The following is a 16,296-nucleotide window of genomic DNA, read 5'->3' as shown; positions in this document are numbered from 1 at the left end:
GCCCATGGGCCTACTCAGCACCTGGCGTCGCCAACGCACCTTGGCCAAGCACCCCGTTGCCGATGAAACCTGGCAGCGGGTCCGTCAGCACCTGAGTTTTCTCGACGGCCTGAGCGAGGCCGAGGACCAATGGCTGCGCGAGTCGGCCGTGCTGTTCCTGCAGGACAAACACCTGACCTGCCTGCCCGGCGTCGAACTGCACCAGGAACAACGCCTGCTGCTTGCCGCCCAGGCCCAGTTGCCACTGCTGCACCTGGGCGATCTGAACTGGTACCAGGGTTTCCATGAGATCGTGCTGTACCCCGACGACTTCCTCAGCCCGCAGCGCCATCGCGATGCCAGTGGCGTGGAGCATGAGTGGGACGGCGAACACAGCGGTGAAGCCTGGCAGCAAGGGCCGATCATCCTGGCCTGGCCGGGAGTGATGGCCAGTGGTGGCTGGGAAGGTTACAACCTGGTGATCCACGAACTGGCGCACAAGCTCGACATGCTCAACGGTGACGCCAACGGCCTGCCGCCGCTGCACAGTGACATGCGGGTCTCGGACTGGGCGCAGGTGATGCAACACGCCTACGACGACCTCAACCGCCAGCTCGACCACAATCCCGATGCCGACACGCCGATCGACCCCTACGCCGCGGAAAACCCCGCCGAGTTCTTCGCCGTCACCAGCGAATACTTCTTCAGCGCCCCGGATTTGCTGCACGGCAGTTATCCACAGGTCTATCAGCAACTGCAGCTGTTCTACCGCCAGGATCCCCTGGCAAGGCTTGCGCATTTGCAAGCCGAACATCCGGCGTATCAACCACACGACTAAGGTCTACGCGACTTCTGGTACGTGGCACAGGCTCAGGAATATGCCTATAATCGCCGCCACTTTTTGGTCAATCCGGCCAAGTCATTTGGCCACTAACGGGGGCACCGCCCAATGAGCTACAGCAAGATTCCGGCTGGCAAAGACCTGCCGAACGACATCTACGTCGCGATCGAGATCCCGGCTAACCACGCGCCGATCAAATACGAAATCGACAAAGACAGCGATTGCCTGTTCGTTGACCGTTTCATGGCCACCCCAATGTTCTACCCGGCCAACTACGGTTTCATCCCCAACACCCTGGCTGACGATGGCGACCCCCTCGACGTGCTGGTTGTAACCCCTTATCCGGTTGCTCCAGGCTCGGTCATCCGCGCACGTCCAGTTGGCATCCTGCACATGACCGACGACGGCGGCGGCGATGCCAAAGTTATCGCGGTGCCACACGACAAGCTGTCCCAGCTGTATGTCGACATCAAAGAATACACCGACCTGCCAGCCCTGCTGCTGGAACAGATCAAGCACTTCTTCGAGAACTACAAGGATCTCGAAAAAGGCAAATGGGTGAAGATCGACGGTTGGGGCGACGCCGAAGCTGCGCGCGCTGAAATCATGAAGTCGGTTGCCGCCTACAAAGGCTGAGACGGCATTGGCCTGGCGCCACTGACGGCTTGAAAAACCCCGGTTATCCGGGGTTTTTTTATATCTATAGAAACTTCAAATAACAGTCCAATCAATACAATTTGGAAGGTTGTTTAGTTGCGTTTAGCGCTCACTTACAAGCTCTTGCAAAACAAGCAGATATTCCTGCGTAAATTGATCGGTTTGTTTATTCAATACCGTTAGTTGACTGAGTAAAATCCGCGTTTATGAAAAAACACAAATGCGGCCCACGCTTCAAGGCACTCCTCAAGGAGGTGAAAATCACCCCCTCGGAGTTTGCTACCTTCTGCAACGTCGAGCCCCAGCACATCAACAACTGGTACATCCGCGGCGTGCCCTACCCCCGCGTCGAAGAAATCGCCCGCCTGCTGAGCGTCAACAGCCAATGGCTGATCAACGGCGAAGGCCCCAAGCATCCCGTCATCGGCCAAGCCTGCGAACCGATTGCCACCCAACTGGACACCCAAGAGTCGCGCGGGCAGTACCACGTCTGTGCCGACTCCCCAGACATCGAACTCCCGCTCTACAAAGAACTGCCCAAAACCCTCGGCTCCAGCGACACCCATGTCGTCGCAATCCCCGGCGAAGCCGTTCGCCTGCCCCGCCACTACCTGGAGAACCTGGAAGTCAAACCCATCCACGCCATCTGCGTGCCCATGGTCGGCGACAGCATGTCGGAGAGAATCGAAGACGGCTCGACCCTGGCCATCGACCGCAGCCTGACCCAGATCATCGACGGCCAGATCTACGCCCTCCAGCACGCCGGCATGCTGCGCATCAAATACCTGCACCGCCTCCCCGGCGGCGCCCTGCGCTTGCGCAGCCACAACAGCAGCGGCTATCCGGACGAAATCTTCAGCGCCGAACAAATCAAAAAACAGGATATCGACGTCCTCGGCTGGGTGTTCTGGTGGTCCACCCTCAACAAACAGCGCCCGCCAGTACCCTTTGCATGACCACCGCAACGCCCTGCAATACACATCGCACTGGGAATTCCCCAAAAAAATCAGTATGCTGCGCCCCACATTTGTATCGACCCGCCCCGCGCCGGTCCGATCGCACCGACAAGGCAGATGACTTTCTCGCCAAGTCCCACAGCCGGACGCAAGATCCGGGTGTACGTTTTGAAGGCTGGTACGGTTTACCAAAAATAAACCAAGCCAGTCCCCGAGAAGCCGGCCACAAGCCGGCTTTTTAATGTCTTTTTGAAAGCCATTCTCATCTACTGAGAACCGCGAGAGCCTTGCTAGATCAAGGGTTTAAGCCTATTTTCGTTCCTGTGACTTCCGTTTTTATCCGAGGCGTTCCACGCGTAAGCGGGGGAATTAGTTAGCGAGCTACTGACCAAATCAACATTCCATACATGCGTGAAACTCGAGTACGAATACGAGGAACTAGGTTGCCTCAGCTCACTCGCTCAGAAGGCATAACCCGTGCAAGGTCGAGAATCGCCTTGGCAAAAGCCTCTCCCACACCATTTCGCGAGATTTGTACGACCTCATTCAGACCCGTGGTGCTAGACAACTTCAATTCATCGTAAAGACAAACAGGGAGTTCACGATTGTTTTTGAATCTACGATCAGGGCCGCCCTTCTTGTTAACAAATTGCCACGTCCTGTCGACTACCGTGGCATCCTTGGGAAGCGAAGCACTTTCAATAAACCGCTTCGCATTGACCTGCAACTGCAGCTCTCGATAGCTAACCGCGCCCACACTTTTCTCGTCATAAATCAATACACGGTCAGGGAAGAAATGCAGCGTTTGGCGCCCAACAACCATGGAGATAGTTTCTATATTGGTTTTTACATAAGGTGGTGAAGACCGAGCAATAGTCGTTTTTTTCCGACGTACAAGATTGCTCGCACCAGCGTGATACTTACGATCATGAACGGCGCCTTCGGCCTCGATATGCCAGGCCGCATCTGCTGCCGAAACCTGCTGGCCACTGCTGTGCAGTGCTTCGTAAGCTTCTTCCAACTCGGCGTCAAAATCGTAAAACAGTACAACCGTCTTAGCCATCGTATCGCGTACTGCAGAGGCAATTGTTAGGGCTGAACCGAGGATAAGCGCACCCCACATAGTCCCAATGGACCAACCATTACGCAGGCCAAGAAATACTACGAAGATTCCTAGGACACCAACCCATGGCCAAAGCCGCCATCTTGCCTGCTTCGCATTCATTTCATCGAGCAAATCACGTGAGGATGAATCCACGATTTGCGAAGCATCCGCGGACTCGATCTCGACTAAAGGGGCGTGAGTGCCCTCAGGTATTACCGTAGTTTCAACGTGAGGCAAAAAAGGCGGCTTATCGTTGGTCCTTGGTACGGTAGCCCGGTAGTACAGGCCTCCCCTCCCCATATGAACGTAATTGCCTCGAGGTCCGGTCCCAATGCGTAGGCCCTTCAATCCCACCGAAACGCCCACACCCTGCTGGGACAGATTGAAACGAAACAGCCCTACTCTGACGCTCTTACGAATATAGAATCCCATCACCATTCCTTGATACAGCTTGAACATCCACTGTTAGGCGCTGACTCACTGCTCGCCAATCACAAGCAATACATCGTCGATGTACCGCCCTTCCGCACCATGGGTACCATTACGCAAATACCCAGGAATCATCTGCTGAAATTCGATACGGTCTGCAGGAAGAAACTCAAGCAATGCTTCCAACATTGCTGGTCTCAATAGCCGCTGGTTAACAGGAACCTCTGGCAAATTCGGCCGGATCACATTCTCTTCAAGCCAGACCAACTTCTCTCGCAGGCTGTAGTTACCCTCAAGGGTAATACGCTCAGCGTGCTCGCTCTGCTCATCTGCCACTTGCTGGATCGAAACCTCTTCAGATTCCGTACTCCCCCCCTCGACCTCTAAAGCTGGCTCGGTTCGCAACCGCGCAAGCTCCTGAAGGATGGGTTCGATTTGCACACGGGCATTACGGAACCAGTCCACCGACCAAATGCGGCGAATATTCCAGCCCAATTGCTCCAACACGCTTTGACGCAGACGATCACGGTCACGCGCTGACTTAGCCGAATGATATGCCGCTCCGTCGCATTCAATCCCCATCAGGTAGCGACCGGGCTGCCCTGGATCACGTACCGCCAGATCAATGAAGAAACCAGCAACACCAACCTGGGGCTCGCATTGATAGCCATTACGAGACAGCATCTCAATGACAGCCACTTCGAAATCACTGTCGGGAGCACGTTCAGACTCTTTGATGTGCGGCATGCGACCGGACTCAGCGAAATGCAGAAAATCACGCAGTGCCTGCACGCCTCTGCTGGAAGTACCGGTCACCACTACATCGGTCGAGCTAAACGAGGAGAACACCTGCATGCGCTTCTTGGAGCGGGTATACAGCACGTTCAAACGTCGCCATCCGCTGGCACCGTTAATCGGGCCAAAGCGCTGAGGGACGGTTCCGCCTACCTCCAAAGGGCCGTAGGTGCCGGAGATGTAAATAACATCTCGCTCATCACCCTGGACGTTTTCCAGGTTCTTGATAAACAGTGGCTCATCCTGACTTTGATTACGGTCCAATGCGACTTGCAGTTGCGGGCTTTGTTTGGCCAGATGCTCAAGCATCCGCTCGATTTGATCAGCCTGTTTGACGTTCATAGCCACCACACCTAACGACTCATCGGGGCGGTGAATAACGTGGTGCTCGATGGCTTTGGCGACAACCTCGGCCTCTTCGATATTGCGTTGCTCGACAAAACGCCCGCGAGGCACTCTGACAAACTTGACGCCAAATTCGGTTGATTCACGGTGCGGTGATGGGTACACCACCAAATTGCTTTCATAGAAGGCTTTGTTGGAGAAAGCAATCAGGCTCTCGTGACGGGAACGGTAGTGCCAACGTAGACGTCGCAGCTTGAACAGCGGCATGGCTGCTTCCAAAATGCTTTCCGAGTCCTCGGCCAATGATGCATCTGTTTCATCGGTATCAGAATCGCCACCATTGCGGGAAAAGAAATTCGTCGGTGGCAGCTGTTTCGGGTCACCCACGACCACTAGCTGTTTACCTCGGGCGATGCTACCCAATGCTTCCTCCGGGCGCATTTGAGAGGCTTCATCCATGACAACCAAATCGAACTCGACGTGCCCAGCTGGTAAATACTGAGCAACGGCCATTGGCGACATCATGAAGCAGGGTTTGAGGCCTTGTAGCGCTTCAGCTGCACGGTTCATCAGGCTGCGGATCGGAACATGCCGTGTCTTTTTCTCAGCCTCGCGCTGCAGCAAAGCCAGTTGCGTAAAGTCTCTGACCGCTCCATGACTATTTCCGGCAGGAATATTGTTCTGACTAATACGTGAAGAAACCTGCTCACGTTGAAGATGCTTGAGCTGCTCATCGATATCAGCAAACCGAGCGCGGATGGCCTCCTGTTCTTTGCCCGAAAACTGACCCAAAGAGGGGTCAAGCTCAAGGATTTTCAATGCCCAGCTGTCAAGAAGCCCGAGCAGACAGGCATCAATGCAACGCTCAGAAACCAGCTTTTGCGTCTCGATTGCTTCGACGACGCTCTCAAACCCTACCTCGACCAGGTGCATACGCAAGCGGCGGTACTCGAACCAATGGTCGAGCAGATCGGGGTTCTGAGCGGCCCAGGACAGACGACTGGCCATGGGCTCGAAATCTGCTTTCTCAATGGACTGCCACCACTGATCAGCAATAACCGCAGCGCTTTGGAAAAACGCTTCCAGTGCCTGCTCCCAGATATCTACAGTTTGCGCGAGCGCTGTACCTTGTTGATGCCAATGGAGTATCAGCTCCTCGGCTTCCTTTGGTGTGCACGCAGTCAACTGCGGAACGAGAATATCCCGAATCGGCAACGCCAAAATGGGCTGAACGAAGGCAACTGTATGCCGCCAGGTCGTCAAGCGAGGTCGAGCCGCTGAAAGGTTGTCTACCCGAGGGAGCTCTTCACCTAGCAAGCAGGTTTGTAACACTGTGTCGCTTTGCAGTGCCGCCGAGCGGGCCTGCCAACTTTCCACGGCCTGAATCAACTGCAGCAGTTGCCCCATTGTGGGCTTCTCTTCGCTGACTACGGGTAATAAAGAGCGTAGAGGGGTTCCGATATCCTTGATAAGGCGAACATACAGTCCCTGTGGAGCGAGCAAATCCTCCGAACGCAAATCATGCCTGTCAAAAGGCAACAGCTCTTCCAGGTCCAGCCGATGATCCAGAACATCCATCAGGTAGGTTTCGAGTTCCGCGCTATCGCCGGAAACACCGGCCAGTAGTTCCCCTTCGACCTTAAGCAGGTACTCCGCAACCCATACCTTTGCACCGAATCCACGTCCGCATTCAGCCCGCAAGAGCTTGTACCAACCCCGCAAGCGCTTGAGTGCGTCGATCGGAGTATCAAGTCCTTGGAAATGCTCACCCAGCTTTTCGGTGAACGCTTTGTTTTCATTCAGTTGACTGTGCTTTTTCAAATAGGCAATGACATCAGGCAAGACCACCAGAAGCTGGTTCAGCTTGAGCCCTGGTCGCGCCATGGCCAAGATTTCGGCTTTAGCAGAGCGCCATTGCCCCTTGAACCAGCGGAAAAGTGATTTATCTGCCAGAACGCGACTCAAATCTTCCAGTCGCGTATGACCAGGCAATCGTTCCAGCGTGAAATGACTCGCAGCCTGCTCCTGCAACTGCTTGATGACCGGGATGTCACTGTCCAACTCTACGAGCAACCCGTCCAAGGTCTCGTCTTCGAAGCGTTTGTGGCGAAGAGGTGCCAAATCCTCGGGCATCGCCGCGAGCATTTGTAGAAAGAGCACCACTTGTTCAATGCCGATAAAATCGCTTCGCAAGCCTTGAACCGCAGCCCCTTCCGCCAACAACTGAATCAGCCTTTGAACGCGTGGAGCCTGCTCCAGTAAATCCTCAGCCTCTTCGATCACATCCAGCAAGACATTAAGTGACAGGGTCTCATCACCGTTATGCAGACGTATGGCCGCGCAGGCTTTTTTGATAGCAGCTATCGCTTGCCCAGAGCCAATAACATCAGCGCGCAATGATCGAGCTAGTACACCCTGCTCGTCCAACAAGGAGTCCATACCTTGCAGCCAAAGCTTCAATGCCTCGCAGGACTCGATATCCAGTCGTCCTAACAGATCCCAATCCTCATCACCTTTAGGTAATGCAAGTACCGGAATTGAAGCGGCTAAATCTCGCAACTGATCTGGGCTGTAGGTTTCCAGCACAGCTACCTGTAGCTGTTCTGCTAATTGAGGACGAAGAGTCGCTAGACGACTCAGCGCCTGCTGAGCCAGGGAGAGATTTTCTAGAAGTGCCGAGCGCTCAGCACCAGTCACACGCGTTTTTGTGCTGCCAAACCACGGGTGCGTTTCAAGTTTGCCCGCGTGGCCAGATTCCTCAGCTGTCTGGCGATAGATGTGTGCATAAAAGCCGGCCTGCTCTTGCAAATGCATTTTATCGATTCGCGCCTCCGACTCCGGGTGCAGGTCGGAAGGTTTAATCGACAACGCCTCACGCAAGCGCGTTGCCTGCATTAGCACCTCATGAACACTCATTCCCGACTCTTCGAACTGAGCATGGAGATGATGTACGTGCTTGTTGAGCTGCTGCTTCAATCGCTCATAGTTGGCAATCAGATCCGCCAGCTGCTTGGGCGAGCGAAAGCCACCGCTGTTCTGAATACGTTGCCGGATGCTATCGATAACAGCGCTCTTTTGACTCTTATGACTATGCAGCTCCAGACAAAAATCGCCTAACCCTGCCCTTGTCAGACGGGTTTTGACCACCTCAAGCGCTGCGCGCTTCTCCGCAACAAACAACACTTTTTTGCCTTGGGCCAGTGCCGCAGCAATCATGTTGGTGATGGTCTGAGACTTCCCTGTACCGGGTGGCCCCTCGATCACAAGATCATCCCCGCGAATCACGTCTATCAATGCGCTGTGCTGAGAGCTGTCAGCGTCATCAATTAGAGGAAACTGCAGGTGAATCTGCTCAATGTCGTCTATTGAATGCTCGACGCAAAATGCGCCTTGCTTTCCTGTCGAATCGGCCGGTAAACCGTCCATCCCTGTTAGCCGCTTAACCAGGCCATGATCCAGCAACGATTGGTCTTTCCAACGACCTGGATCAAGGTCGAGATACATCATCAACTTGCCAAACTCGAACAAGCCAAGCGATGCGTAACGATGAACCTTCCAGTCAGGTTTAACCTTCAGCACCGTTTCAACAATGCGCTCGAAGTATTCCTCGGGCGTGCTGTCGTCGGTTATCCGCGGTAGCGCGATACCAAAATCGACGCGAAGCTTTTCCCGTAATGAAAGGTTGGTAAGAATGTCTTCGCCAGTAGGATGTACGCGGTATTCGAACGTCGCGGTTTGAGGATTGAGTTTGCCTTTCTCCAGATTCACTGGCACCAGCATCAGCGGCGCTAGGCGGGTGCTGTCTTTACCTGCGACTGAGTCATCCCACTCCAGGAACCCGAGCGCGAGATAAAGAATGTTCGCACCCGTTTCCTCGAGTGCCGATCGCGACTGGGTATACAGAATCTGTAGCCGCGACTCCATCTCCACGGGGTAATAAAGCGTCTGAATCGCGTCGTCAGAATGCTTACCTGTTTGCCCGGTTTCAGGGGGCAGTGGTAGCTCATAGCTGGTCGCTATACCGAGGATCTGCGCCCAGACTTCTGCCGTGGGCTGTTTCTTTAACTCAACAACTGCGCCTGTCTTTTCGTCCAGCTTCAAAAAGCCGTGGGTAAGTAGCTGCCTTTCCGTTGGTTCAGGAACAGCAGCAAATCGCATGGATTTTTCATCTGCCAAGGTATCGAACAGGTGATCCGGCAACTCATCAATAATCCGTACGAAACGTTTGGAGCGCGCATGTGAAAAGTTCAGCAGCCGATTGCGAGCGCTGAGGTCGAGAAGCCTGCTTCTCAGCTTCTCCAGGCTTTCCGGTATCTCGCTTGGAGGCGTATCAAGGTCATCCCAATCGGTAAGAGGCGCTGGATCAATGGACTTTGAATGACCCTTGGACTCGGTATCGAACCGATAAACCGACCCTCCCCGGCCGCTACCTTTATTGAGCAGTCCCTTGGAAATGAGCTCGTCGCGAAGACTCCAGTATTCTTCCTCAGAGACAGCGAAATTCAGAAGCTCAGCTCGCCGATCGATCCGGTCCCTGAGTGACTTGTTGCCAACGGCCGTCCCGTCTGCGGGGACCAGTTCCAGTATCCATTGCAGAACAAGTTCATACCGTTGGACAGCCAATGATTCAGGGCCTGAGTTCACGTCGATCACCGCTAATTTTTGGGGCAACTGCCTGATAGGTTTTTTCCGGGCACGGTAAACCGATGCTCAGCTTCAGCTGGCCGCGATAACAAGAGAGGCTTTGTAGGGGCGCTGCCGATTTCTCGGTGCGCTCAAGATGCCATCCTTGGGAAACAGCGGTCTGCTTGGAGTTTGATGGATGTCACAATATCCAGCACTCGGAGCAAGGTAAAGGCAAAGCGCCTTCACGCCGCACAAATCCCCGTCTCCTCGACGATTGGTCAGTAAATCCCCCTACACTTATAGAAAAACTCGGTCTAGGGATGATTCTCATTTCCAAACCCTTGATCTTACGGCTCCGTCAGAGGCGGAATGCAAAACTCGAGTTAAGCACGAAAGTACGTTTCTCAATTCGACCTCCTCGACCGTTTTCTCGATGCTCGATCAAAGCTCAATTCGGGCAACAATCAAACAAAAAAAACCGACCAAAAAGGCCGGTCTTTACCGGAAAAAAATCAAAATAAATCTTCAAAAAGTGGGTGAACAAATGGGGGAACAATAGATTTTATACAAAATATAATTTATTAATTTTCAATTAACTACATAAGAAGCTAACCACAAGCCGGCTTTTTAATGCCCGTTACCCCCCTCTCTTCACAAATCACCCCTTCCCCAAACACCACCGCCTGCATCGGCGCTGTATTCACCTTCAACTGAAACACCTCCGGCCGCGAATAGTGCCCGCACACATCAAAATCAAGATTACTGGCCCGGCCAATGGACAAATCGATGTCCGCATACAGGATGGTTTCCTGGTCAAACACTGGCCCTGCCAGCACTTCGCCGGTCGGGCTGACGATCATGCTGCCGCCGTGCATGATGTAGTCGGCGTCCTGGGCCTGGAGGTTGAAGTCTTCGCGGTAGCTGGCCGGGTATTCGGCCAAGGTGATGGCCTGGCAGGCGGACAGGACGTGGACCCGGCCTTCGAGGGCGATGTGCACCATCGATGAGGCCCAGGTTGGGCGGTCGTCGGCGGTGGGCGCGCAGTAGATTTCAGTGCCTTGGGCGTACATGGCCTGGCGCAGGGCGGGCATGTAGTTTTCCCAGCAGATGACGCTGCCCAGGCGGCCGAAGGGGGTGTCCACCGGGGCGATGGTCGAGCCATCGCCGAAGCCCCAGATGATCCGCTCCTGGCCGGTCGGCATCAGTTTGCGGTGATACCCGGCAATGCCTTGGCCCGGGGCCAGGGTCACGGCGGTGCAATACAACGTGCGGCCCAGGCGCTCGATGATGCCCATGACCACATGCAGGCCGGTTTCATTCGCCACTTCGCTGAGACGGGCCAGTTCCGGGCCGTCGAGGGTGACTGCGCCGTCCATGTAGCGCTCGAAGTGCGCGCGGCCGGTGGCATTGCGGCTGCCGATGACGGTGCCGAAGGCGGCGCCCTTGGGGTAGCCGCCGAGGAAGGCCTCGGGGAACACCGCAAGCGTGGCGCCCTGGGCGGCGGCCTGGCGGATCAGGCCGGCCGCTTTTTCGGCGCTCAGTTGCGGCTCGAACGGAATGGAAGACGCTTGCACTACAGCTGCTTTAAACATGAGCCTTGCCTTGTGTCAGAAGAAGATGGGATTAACCACGAGTGATGTCGCGGTCCTTGGTTTCCGGCAGCAGGAACCAGAGCACGATGAAGCAGGCCAGCGACACGGCGGCCAGGTACACGGCAGGAATGTTCGGGTTGTGGGTGGCCTGGATCAGTGCCACCGCAATGAACGGGCCCGGGCCAGCCAGCAGGGCCAACGCCACGTTGTGCCCGACTGCGGCACCGGTAGAGCGGATCGACGCTGGGAACACTTCCACCAGCAGCACCACGTCCATTACCGCCGTGATCGCCACCAGCAGCGCCATGATCAGCAATCCCAGGAGGATTGCCCCGTAGTGGCCGGTGTTCATCAACAGAAACACCGGGTAGGCCAGCACGGTCAGGCCGAATGCAGCGCCGAGGACAAAGGGACGACGACCAAAACGATCGCTGAGGCGCCCGACAATCGGGTTGAGCAAGGTGTAGATCACCAGGGTCAGGCTGCACAGCCACAGGGCCGTGGATTTGCTCAGGCCGACGGTTTGCGTCAGGTGGGTGTTGGCGTAGGTGATGAAGTAGTACAGCGACACGCCGAACAAGGCAGAGAATGCGAAGGAAATCACGAACGCGCGCCATTTGGCCCGGCTGGATACGGTTTCCAGGGTGTTGTTGGCCCGCTTGCGTTCAAGCTCCTCGTAGACCGGGGTGTCACCCAGTTTGCGGCGGATGTACATGGCCACGCCCGCCATGACGATGGAGGCAACGAACGGTACTCGCCATCCCCACTGAGCCACTGCCTCCTCGGACATTGAACTGGTGATGATCGCCGCAATCGCCGTACCGCAAAGAAATGCTGCGCCGGCCGTACCGGTAATCACGCTGGCAGCGGTGGCGCGGCGATTGGCCGGGGCACTTTCGACGATGTAGATCCCGGCGCTGGACCACTCACCTCCGACCATCATTCCCTGCAAGAAGCGCAGGGCCACCAGCAATATCGGCGCGGCAATGCCGATGCTCGCGTAGTCCGGCAGCAGGCCGATCAGCGTGGTCGCCAGCCCCATGCCGAACACCGTGATGATCAGCACCGCGCGTCGCCCCAGCTTGTCGCCAATCGGCCCCAGCACCACGGCGCCCAATGGCCGGGCGAGAAACCCCACGGCGAACACCGCCAGCGACGACAGCAGCGAGACGCCGGGCTGGGTGGATGGGAAGAAGATCTGGCCGATCACCGCGGCGAAGTAGCCGTAGATGGCAAAGTCGAACCACTCCATGAAGTTGCCGATACCGACGGCCACTGCGCGTTTGCGCAGTTCCGTCGCGGCGCTGGATGACGCTATGCCATCAGGTTGATCCGTTCGCGCTATCGTCTGTTGCATGCTGAGGTTCTCGATTGTTGTTGTGTTTGCCTGGGTTGAGATTAAGAATCCGCAGGTAAATTAATCAAACGAATACTAGAGATACCCATGATTAGAATTTCTAATATCAGTAGGGTCGACCTCAATCTGTTAATCATCTTCCAGTGCCTGATGACCGAGCGCAGCGTGACCCGCACGGCTGCCGTGCTGCACGTGACTCAAGGGGCGGTGAGCTCTTCGCTCAAGCGGTTGCGCGAACAGTTTCACGACGAACTGTTTCTGCGCACCGGCACCGGCATGGTGCCGACACCTCGGGCACTGGAGATCGCACCCAAGGTGATGGAAGCGCTGACAGCCGTCAGCGCGATTGTCGATCGCCAGCCGCAGTTTGCCGCCGAGTCATCCAACCGGGTGTTCAACATCGCCCTGTCGGACGACATCGAAAGTTACCTGTCGCCCAGGCTGGTCAACGAGGCCAAGGCCCGCGGCCTGTCAGTGAGTTTCGCCTTTCACCAGACCAACAGCTCACTGTGGAAAAACGCCCTGGCGGACCCGGCCATCGACATGGTCTTGTGTTCCGAACCCAAGGAAGTCACCTCGCACTACTCCTCTCAAGTGCTGTTCTCTTCGTCCTACTCCTGCCTGTATGACGGACCACGTCTCAACCTGCAGAGTCCTATCAGTCGCGACGAATACCTGCGCCATGAACATGTGCGAGTGTCCTTCGATGGCCGCCGTGGATTCGTCGATGACCTGCTGGAAAGTGAAGGCATCCCGCGCCGGGTTTCAGCGTCCTTTACCCACTTTTCCGGGGCCCTGGCGACGCTGGTCAACAGCGATGTGATCGCCACCCTGCCGACCTTTGCGGCGCTGTCCTACGCCCGGATTGCCCGACTGACGGTCAGCCCGGTGCCGATTTTTGTCCCGGCCTTTCGTGTGTTCATGGTCTGGGACGTGGAACACAACGACGACCCGCACAACCGCTGGCTGCGTAATTTCATTATCGATACCACCCAGGAGTTGCAGCGGGGGTCGTTGACGCCGGTTTAGAATTGGCGACAACCGCTCCTTCCCCCCCACTGCCACGCGAACACTCAACGAGAACCCCACACATGCCCTTGCACATCCCGACTCTCTTAGTGGTCTCGGTGTTTGTATTCATCCTGATGGGGCTGTTGACCGTGCACGCCTGGTTGCGCGAGACCCGCGATCGCTCGCTGGCCTACCTGGGGTCCATGATGCTGCTGGCGGCCCTGGGCATGGTGCTGGTCAGCCTGCGGGACCTGGGCTTCGATGCTGTGCCCATCGTGCTGGGCAATGTGGTGCTGTTGCTGAGCGCAGCGATGAGCTGGACCGCCATGCGAGTGTTCACCGGGCGTTCGCCTTCTGTGCCGGGGATACTCGCCGGGGCGGGCATCTGGCTGAGCCTGTGCCTGGTGCCGGTGTTCTATGCCTCCCTGCCCGTTCGGGTGTTCGCCTACTCGGTGCTGGCGGCCGGCTACGGGGTATTGACCATCCTGGAGTTTGTGCACGGCCGCAAGACCCTTGAAGTCGCCTACCTGCCAGCGCTGATCCTCACCGTTCTGCACACCCTGTTCTATGCCGTGCGCAGCCTGACCGATCTGGGCCTGCCCCTGGATCAGGCACTGCGTGGGGCCGGCACCGGGGTGGGATTTTTCTCGTTCATGCTGTTCGAGTCGATGCTGTATGTGATCGGCATCGGCTACGTGACCCTGGCAATGGTCAAGGAGCGCGCCGAACTGCGCTTCAAGGCTGCCGCCCTGTGCGATGCCCTCACCGGTGCCGGCAACCGCCGCGCCTTCATGTTGCATGGCGGGCAACTGCTCAAGGACTGCGCTCAACGCGAGCAGCCTGCGGCCCTGCTGCTGTGCGACCTGGACTACTTCAAGCGCCTGAACGACACCTTCGGCCACCACATCGGCGACCAGGCCCTGATTGCGTTCGCCCGGGTCATCCAATCCAACCTGCGCAAACCAGATGTCTTCGCCCGCATCGGCGGCGAAGAGTTTGCCTGTGTGCTGCGCGACTCAGACTTGCAGCACGCCGTACTGGTCGCCGAACGCATTCGCCAGGCATTTGCCGAGCTCACGCTACTTGAACCGGGCCTGCTCAGCGTCAGTATTGGCGTCGTGACCAGCGTTGAGGCTGGCTACAACTTGGTGCGCCTGCTTTCACAGGCCGATGAAGCGCTGTACGTGGCCAAGGCCAAGGGCCGCAACCGAGTGCAGGTCGCGGGGCCGGCGGCCGTGGCGCGAGTGCAGGGTGGAAGTGTCGCCGGATGAAGAACCGCAGCAGGCATGTTAGAGGTGAAGGCGACAATGCCTGCTCTCGGCCGGCATCAAGCCATTCCAATGGCCTCCGCGTTGCTGATCCCCCCCCTATCTGCTAGTGTCGCGCCGGTTCAAATGTCACCTGGATAGCCGCCATGGCCCGCAAAAAAGCTGCACTGGATTTCGAACAATCCCTCGCCGACCTGCAAACGCTGGTTGAGCGTCTGGAGAACGGCGAGCTGTCGCTGGAAGACTCGCTGACCGCCTTCGAACAAGGCATCGGCCTGACCCGCGATTGCCAGGCCGCACTGGCACAGGCCGAGCAGAAGGTCCAGGTGCTGCTGGAGCGCGATGGCGAACTGGCCGAGGCGCCTTTCGACGCGGATCAACCAGAATGATCGCGGCGTATTCGGCCAGCAGTCAGGCCCGGGTCAACGCCGCGTTGGAAAGCCTGTTCGTCGCGCCGAGCCCGGAGCTCGCGCGCTTGTACGAAGCCATGCGCTACAGCGTGATGAACGGTGGCAAGCGCGTGCGTCCGCTACTGGCTTACGCCGCCTGCCAGGCCTTGGGCGGCGAGGCTGAGCAAGCCAATGGCGCGGCCTGTGCGGTCGAATTGATCCACGCTTACTCGCTGGTGCATGACGATTTGCCGGCCATGGACGACGACGACCTGCGTCGCGGCCAGCCCACCACGCACAAGAAGTTCGATGAAGCCTGCGCGATTCTCGCCGGTGACGGCCTGCAGAGCCTGGCTTTCAGCGCCCTGCTCGACCCGCGCTTGAATAACGCCGATGCCGAGATCCGCCTGCAAATGGTCAGCGCCCTGGCGTTGGCGGCAGGCCCGGCCGGCATGGTCGGCGGCCAGGCCATCGACCTCGGTTCGGTGGGCATCAAGCTCGACCAGCAAGCCCTGGAATACATGCATCGGCACAAGACCGGCGCGCTGATCGAGGCCAGCGTCAAGCTCGGCGCCCTGGCCAGTGGTCGGGCCGAGAAGAGCGAGCTCAAGGCGCTGCAGACCTATGCCCAGGCCATCGGCCTGGCGTTCCAGGTGCAGGACGACATTCTCGACGTCGAAAGCGATACCCAGACCCTGGGCAAACGCCAGGGCGCCGATATTGCCCGGGACAAACCGACCTACCCGGCCCTGCTCGGCCTCGAAGCAGCCAAGGCCTATGCCCTGGAACTGCGCGATCAGGCCCTGCACGCGCTGCGACCGTTTGACGCGTCGGCCGAGCCGCTGCGCGATCTGGCCCGCTATATCGTCGACCGTCGCAACTGATCCGGTGCACGCTGCCCAGCAAGTTCCGCGCTCTGCGTGGGCAGCGTGCGCTGCATCAGGTA

11 protein-coding genes are annotated in these 16,296 nt (G+C 57.2%); 7 read left to right on the top strand and 4 right to left on the bottom strand.

Translation table 11 applies throughout. The features are described 5' to 3' along the window. The first annotated feature begins 4 nt into the window (after window positions 1-4). From CKW24_RS06610 to CKW24_RS06600, 3 genes are all read left to right on the top strand, one after another. Window positions 5-817, top strand: coding sequence for a zinc-dependent peptidase (locus tag CKW24_RS06610; protein ID WP_095166257.1), 813 nt, complete (start codon window positions 5-7; stop codon window positions 815-817). A 111-nt stretch (window positions 818-928) separates the two neighbouring features. After that, the gene (gene ppa / locus CKW24_RS06605) at window positions 929-1,456 is read left to right on the top strand and encodes an inorganic diphosphatase (protein ID WP_095166255.1); all 528 of its coding nucleotides are present in this window, start codon (window positions 929-931) and stop codon (window positions 1,454-1,456) included. Window positions 1,457-1,683: 227 nt separating this feature from the next. Next, window positions 1,684-2,433: a S24 family peptidase gene (locus CKW24_RS06600; protein ID WP_095166253.1), complete on the top strand. Its 750-nt coding sequence runs from the start codon at window positions 1,684-1,686 to the stop codon at window positions 2,431-2,433. Window positions 2,434-2,881: 448 nt separating this feature from the next. Here the strand turns inward: CKW24_RS06600 and CKW24_RS06595 are convergent, their stop codons facing one another. From CKW24_RS06595 to CKW24_RS06580, 4 genes are all read right to left on the bottom strand, one after another. Continuing rightward, complete coding sequence (locus tag CKW24_RS06595) at window positions 2,882-3,970, bottom strand: DUF4236 domain-containing protein (protein WP_095166252.1); 1,089 nt, start codon at window positions 3,968-3,970, stop codon at window positions 2,882-2,884. A 45-nt stretch (window positions 3,971-4,015) separates the two neighbouring features. Then, window positions 4,016-9,760: a DUF4011 domain-containing anti-phage protein Hhe gene (gene hhe, locus CKW24_RS06590; RefSeq protein ID WP_256585407.1), complete on the bottom strand. Its 5,745-nt coding sequence runs from the start codon at window positions 9,758-9,760 to the stop codon at window positions 4,016-4,018. Between the two features lie 581 nt (window positions 9,761-10,341). Beyond that, a complete protein-coding gene (locus tag CKW24_RS06585; protein ID WP_095166250.1) occupies window positions 10,342-11,325 on the bottom strand; it encodes a carbon-nitrogen hydrolase family protein in 984 nt (327 codons plus the stop codon). A 31-nt stretch (window positions 11,326-11,356) separates the two neighbouring features. Beyond that, window positions 11,357-12,682, bottom strand: coding sequence for an MFS transporter (locus tag CKW24_RS06580; protein WP_095166248.1), 1,326 nt, complete (start codon window positions 12,680-12,682; stop codon window positions 11,357-11,359). An 87-nt stretch (window positions 12,683-12,769) separates the two neighbouring features. On the opposite strand from CKW24_RS06580, the gene CKW24_RS06575 reads away from it, so the two are divergent. The 4 genes from CKW24_RS06575 (at window position 12,770) to ispA (ending at window position 16,234) form a co-directional block, all read left to right on the top strand. After that, the gene (locus CKW24_RS06575; protein ID WP_237234944.1) at window positions 12,770-13,711 is read left to right on the top strand and encodes a LysR family transcriptional regulator; all 942 of its coding nucleotides are present in this window, start codon (window positions 12,770-12,772) and stop codon (window positions 13,709-13,711) included. Window positions 13,712-13,773: 62 nt separating this feature from the next. Further along, complete coding sequence (locus CKW24_RS06570; protein WP_095166244.1) at window positions 13,774-14,964, top strand: diguanylate cyclase; 1,191 nt, start codon at window positions 13,774-13,776, stop codon at window positions 14,962-14,964. A 143-nt stretch (window positions 14,965-15,107) separates the two neighbouring features. Beyond that, window positions 15,108-15,350 (top strand): exodeoxyribonuclease VII small subunit, encoded by a 243-nt coding sequence (locus CKW24_RS06565; protein ID WP_095166242.1) that lies wholly within the window; start codon window positions 15,108-15,110, stop codon window positions 15,348-15,350. Then, entirely contained in the window at window positions 15,347-16,234 is an 888-nt protein-coding gene (gene ispA / locus CKW24_RS06560) for a (2E,6E)-farnesyl diphosphate synthase (protein ID WP_095166240.1), read from the top strand. Before CKW24_RS06565 ends, ispA begins: the two co-directional genes overlap by 4 nt. Window positions 16,235-16,296 lie beyond the last annotated feature (62 nt).

It is taken from the genome of Pseudomonas sp. Irchel 3H3 (assembly GCF_900187635.1).
GTDB lineage: Bacteria > Pseudomonadota > Gammaproteobacteria > Pseudomonadales > Pseudomonadaceae > Aquipseudomonas.
The sequence above is the reverse complement of the archived record's forward strand: the minus strand, read 5'-3'. Positions and strand labels throughout refer to the sequence as shown.

Bases quoted from the DNA above. Each gene is read 5' to 3' on its own strand.
- CKW24_RS06570 (WP_095166244.1), top strand. From the start codon at position 13,774: ATGCCCTTGCACATCCCGACTCTCTTAGTGGTCTCGGTGTTTGTATTC.
- CKW24_RS06585 (WP_095166250.1), bottom strand. From the start codon at position 11,325: ATGTTTAAAGCAGCTGTAGTGCAAGCGTCTTCCATTCCGTTCGAGCCG.
- CKW24_RS06595 (WP_095166252.1), bottom strand. From the start codon at position 3,970: ATGGGATTCTATATTCGTAAGAGCGTCAGAGTAGGGCTGTTTCGTTTC.
- CKW24_RS06580 (WP_095166248.1), bottom strand. From the start codon at position 12,682: ATGCAACAGACGATAGCGCGAACGGATCAACCTGATGGCATAGCGTCA.
- CKW24_RS06565 (WP_095166242.1), top strand. From the start codon at position 15,108: ATGGCCCGCAAAAAAGCTGCACTGGATTTCGAACAATCCCTCGCCGAC.
- CKW24_RS06600 (WP_095166253.1), top strand. From the start codon at position 1,684: ATGAAAAAACACAAATGCGGCCCACGCTTCAAGGCACTCCTCAAGGAG.
- ispA (WP_095166240.1), top strand. From the start codon at position 15,347: ATGATCGCGGCGTATTCGGCCAGCAGTCAGGCCCGGGTCAACGCCGCG.
- CKW24_RS06575 (WP_237234944.1), top strand. From the start codon at position 12,770: ATGATTAGAATTTCTAATATCAGTAGGGTCGACCTCAATCTGTTAATC.
- ppa (WP_095166255.1), top strand. From the start codon at position 929: ATGAGCTACAGCAAGATTCCGGCTGGCAAAGACCTGCCGAACGACATC.
- CKW24_RS06610 (WP_095166257.1), top strand. From the start codon at position 5: ATGGGCCTACTCAGCACCTGGCGTCGCCAACGCACCTTGGCCAAGCAC.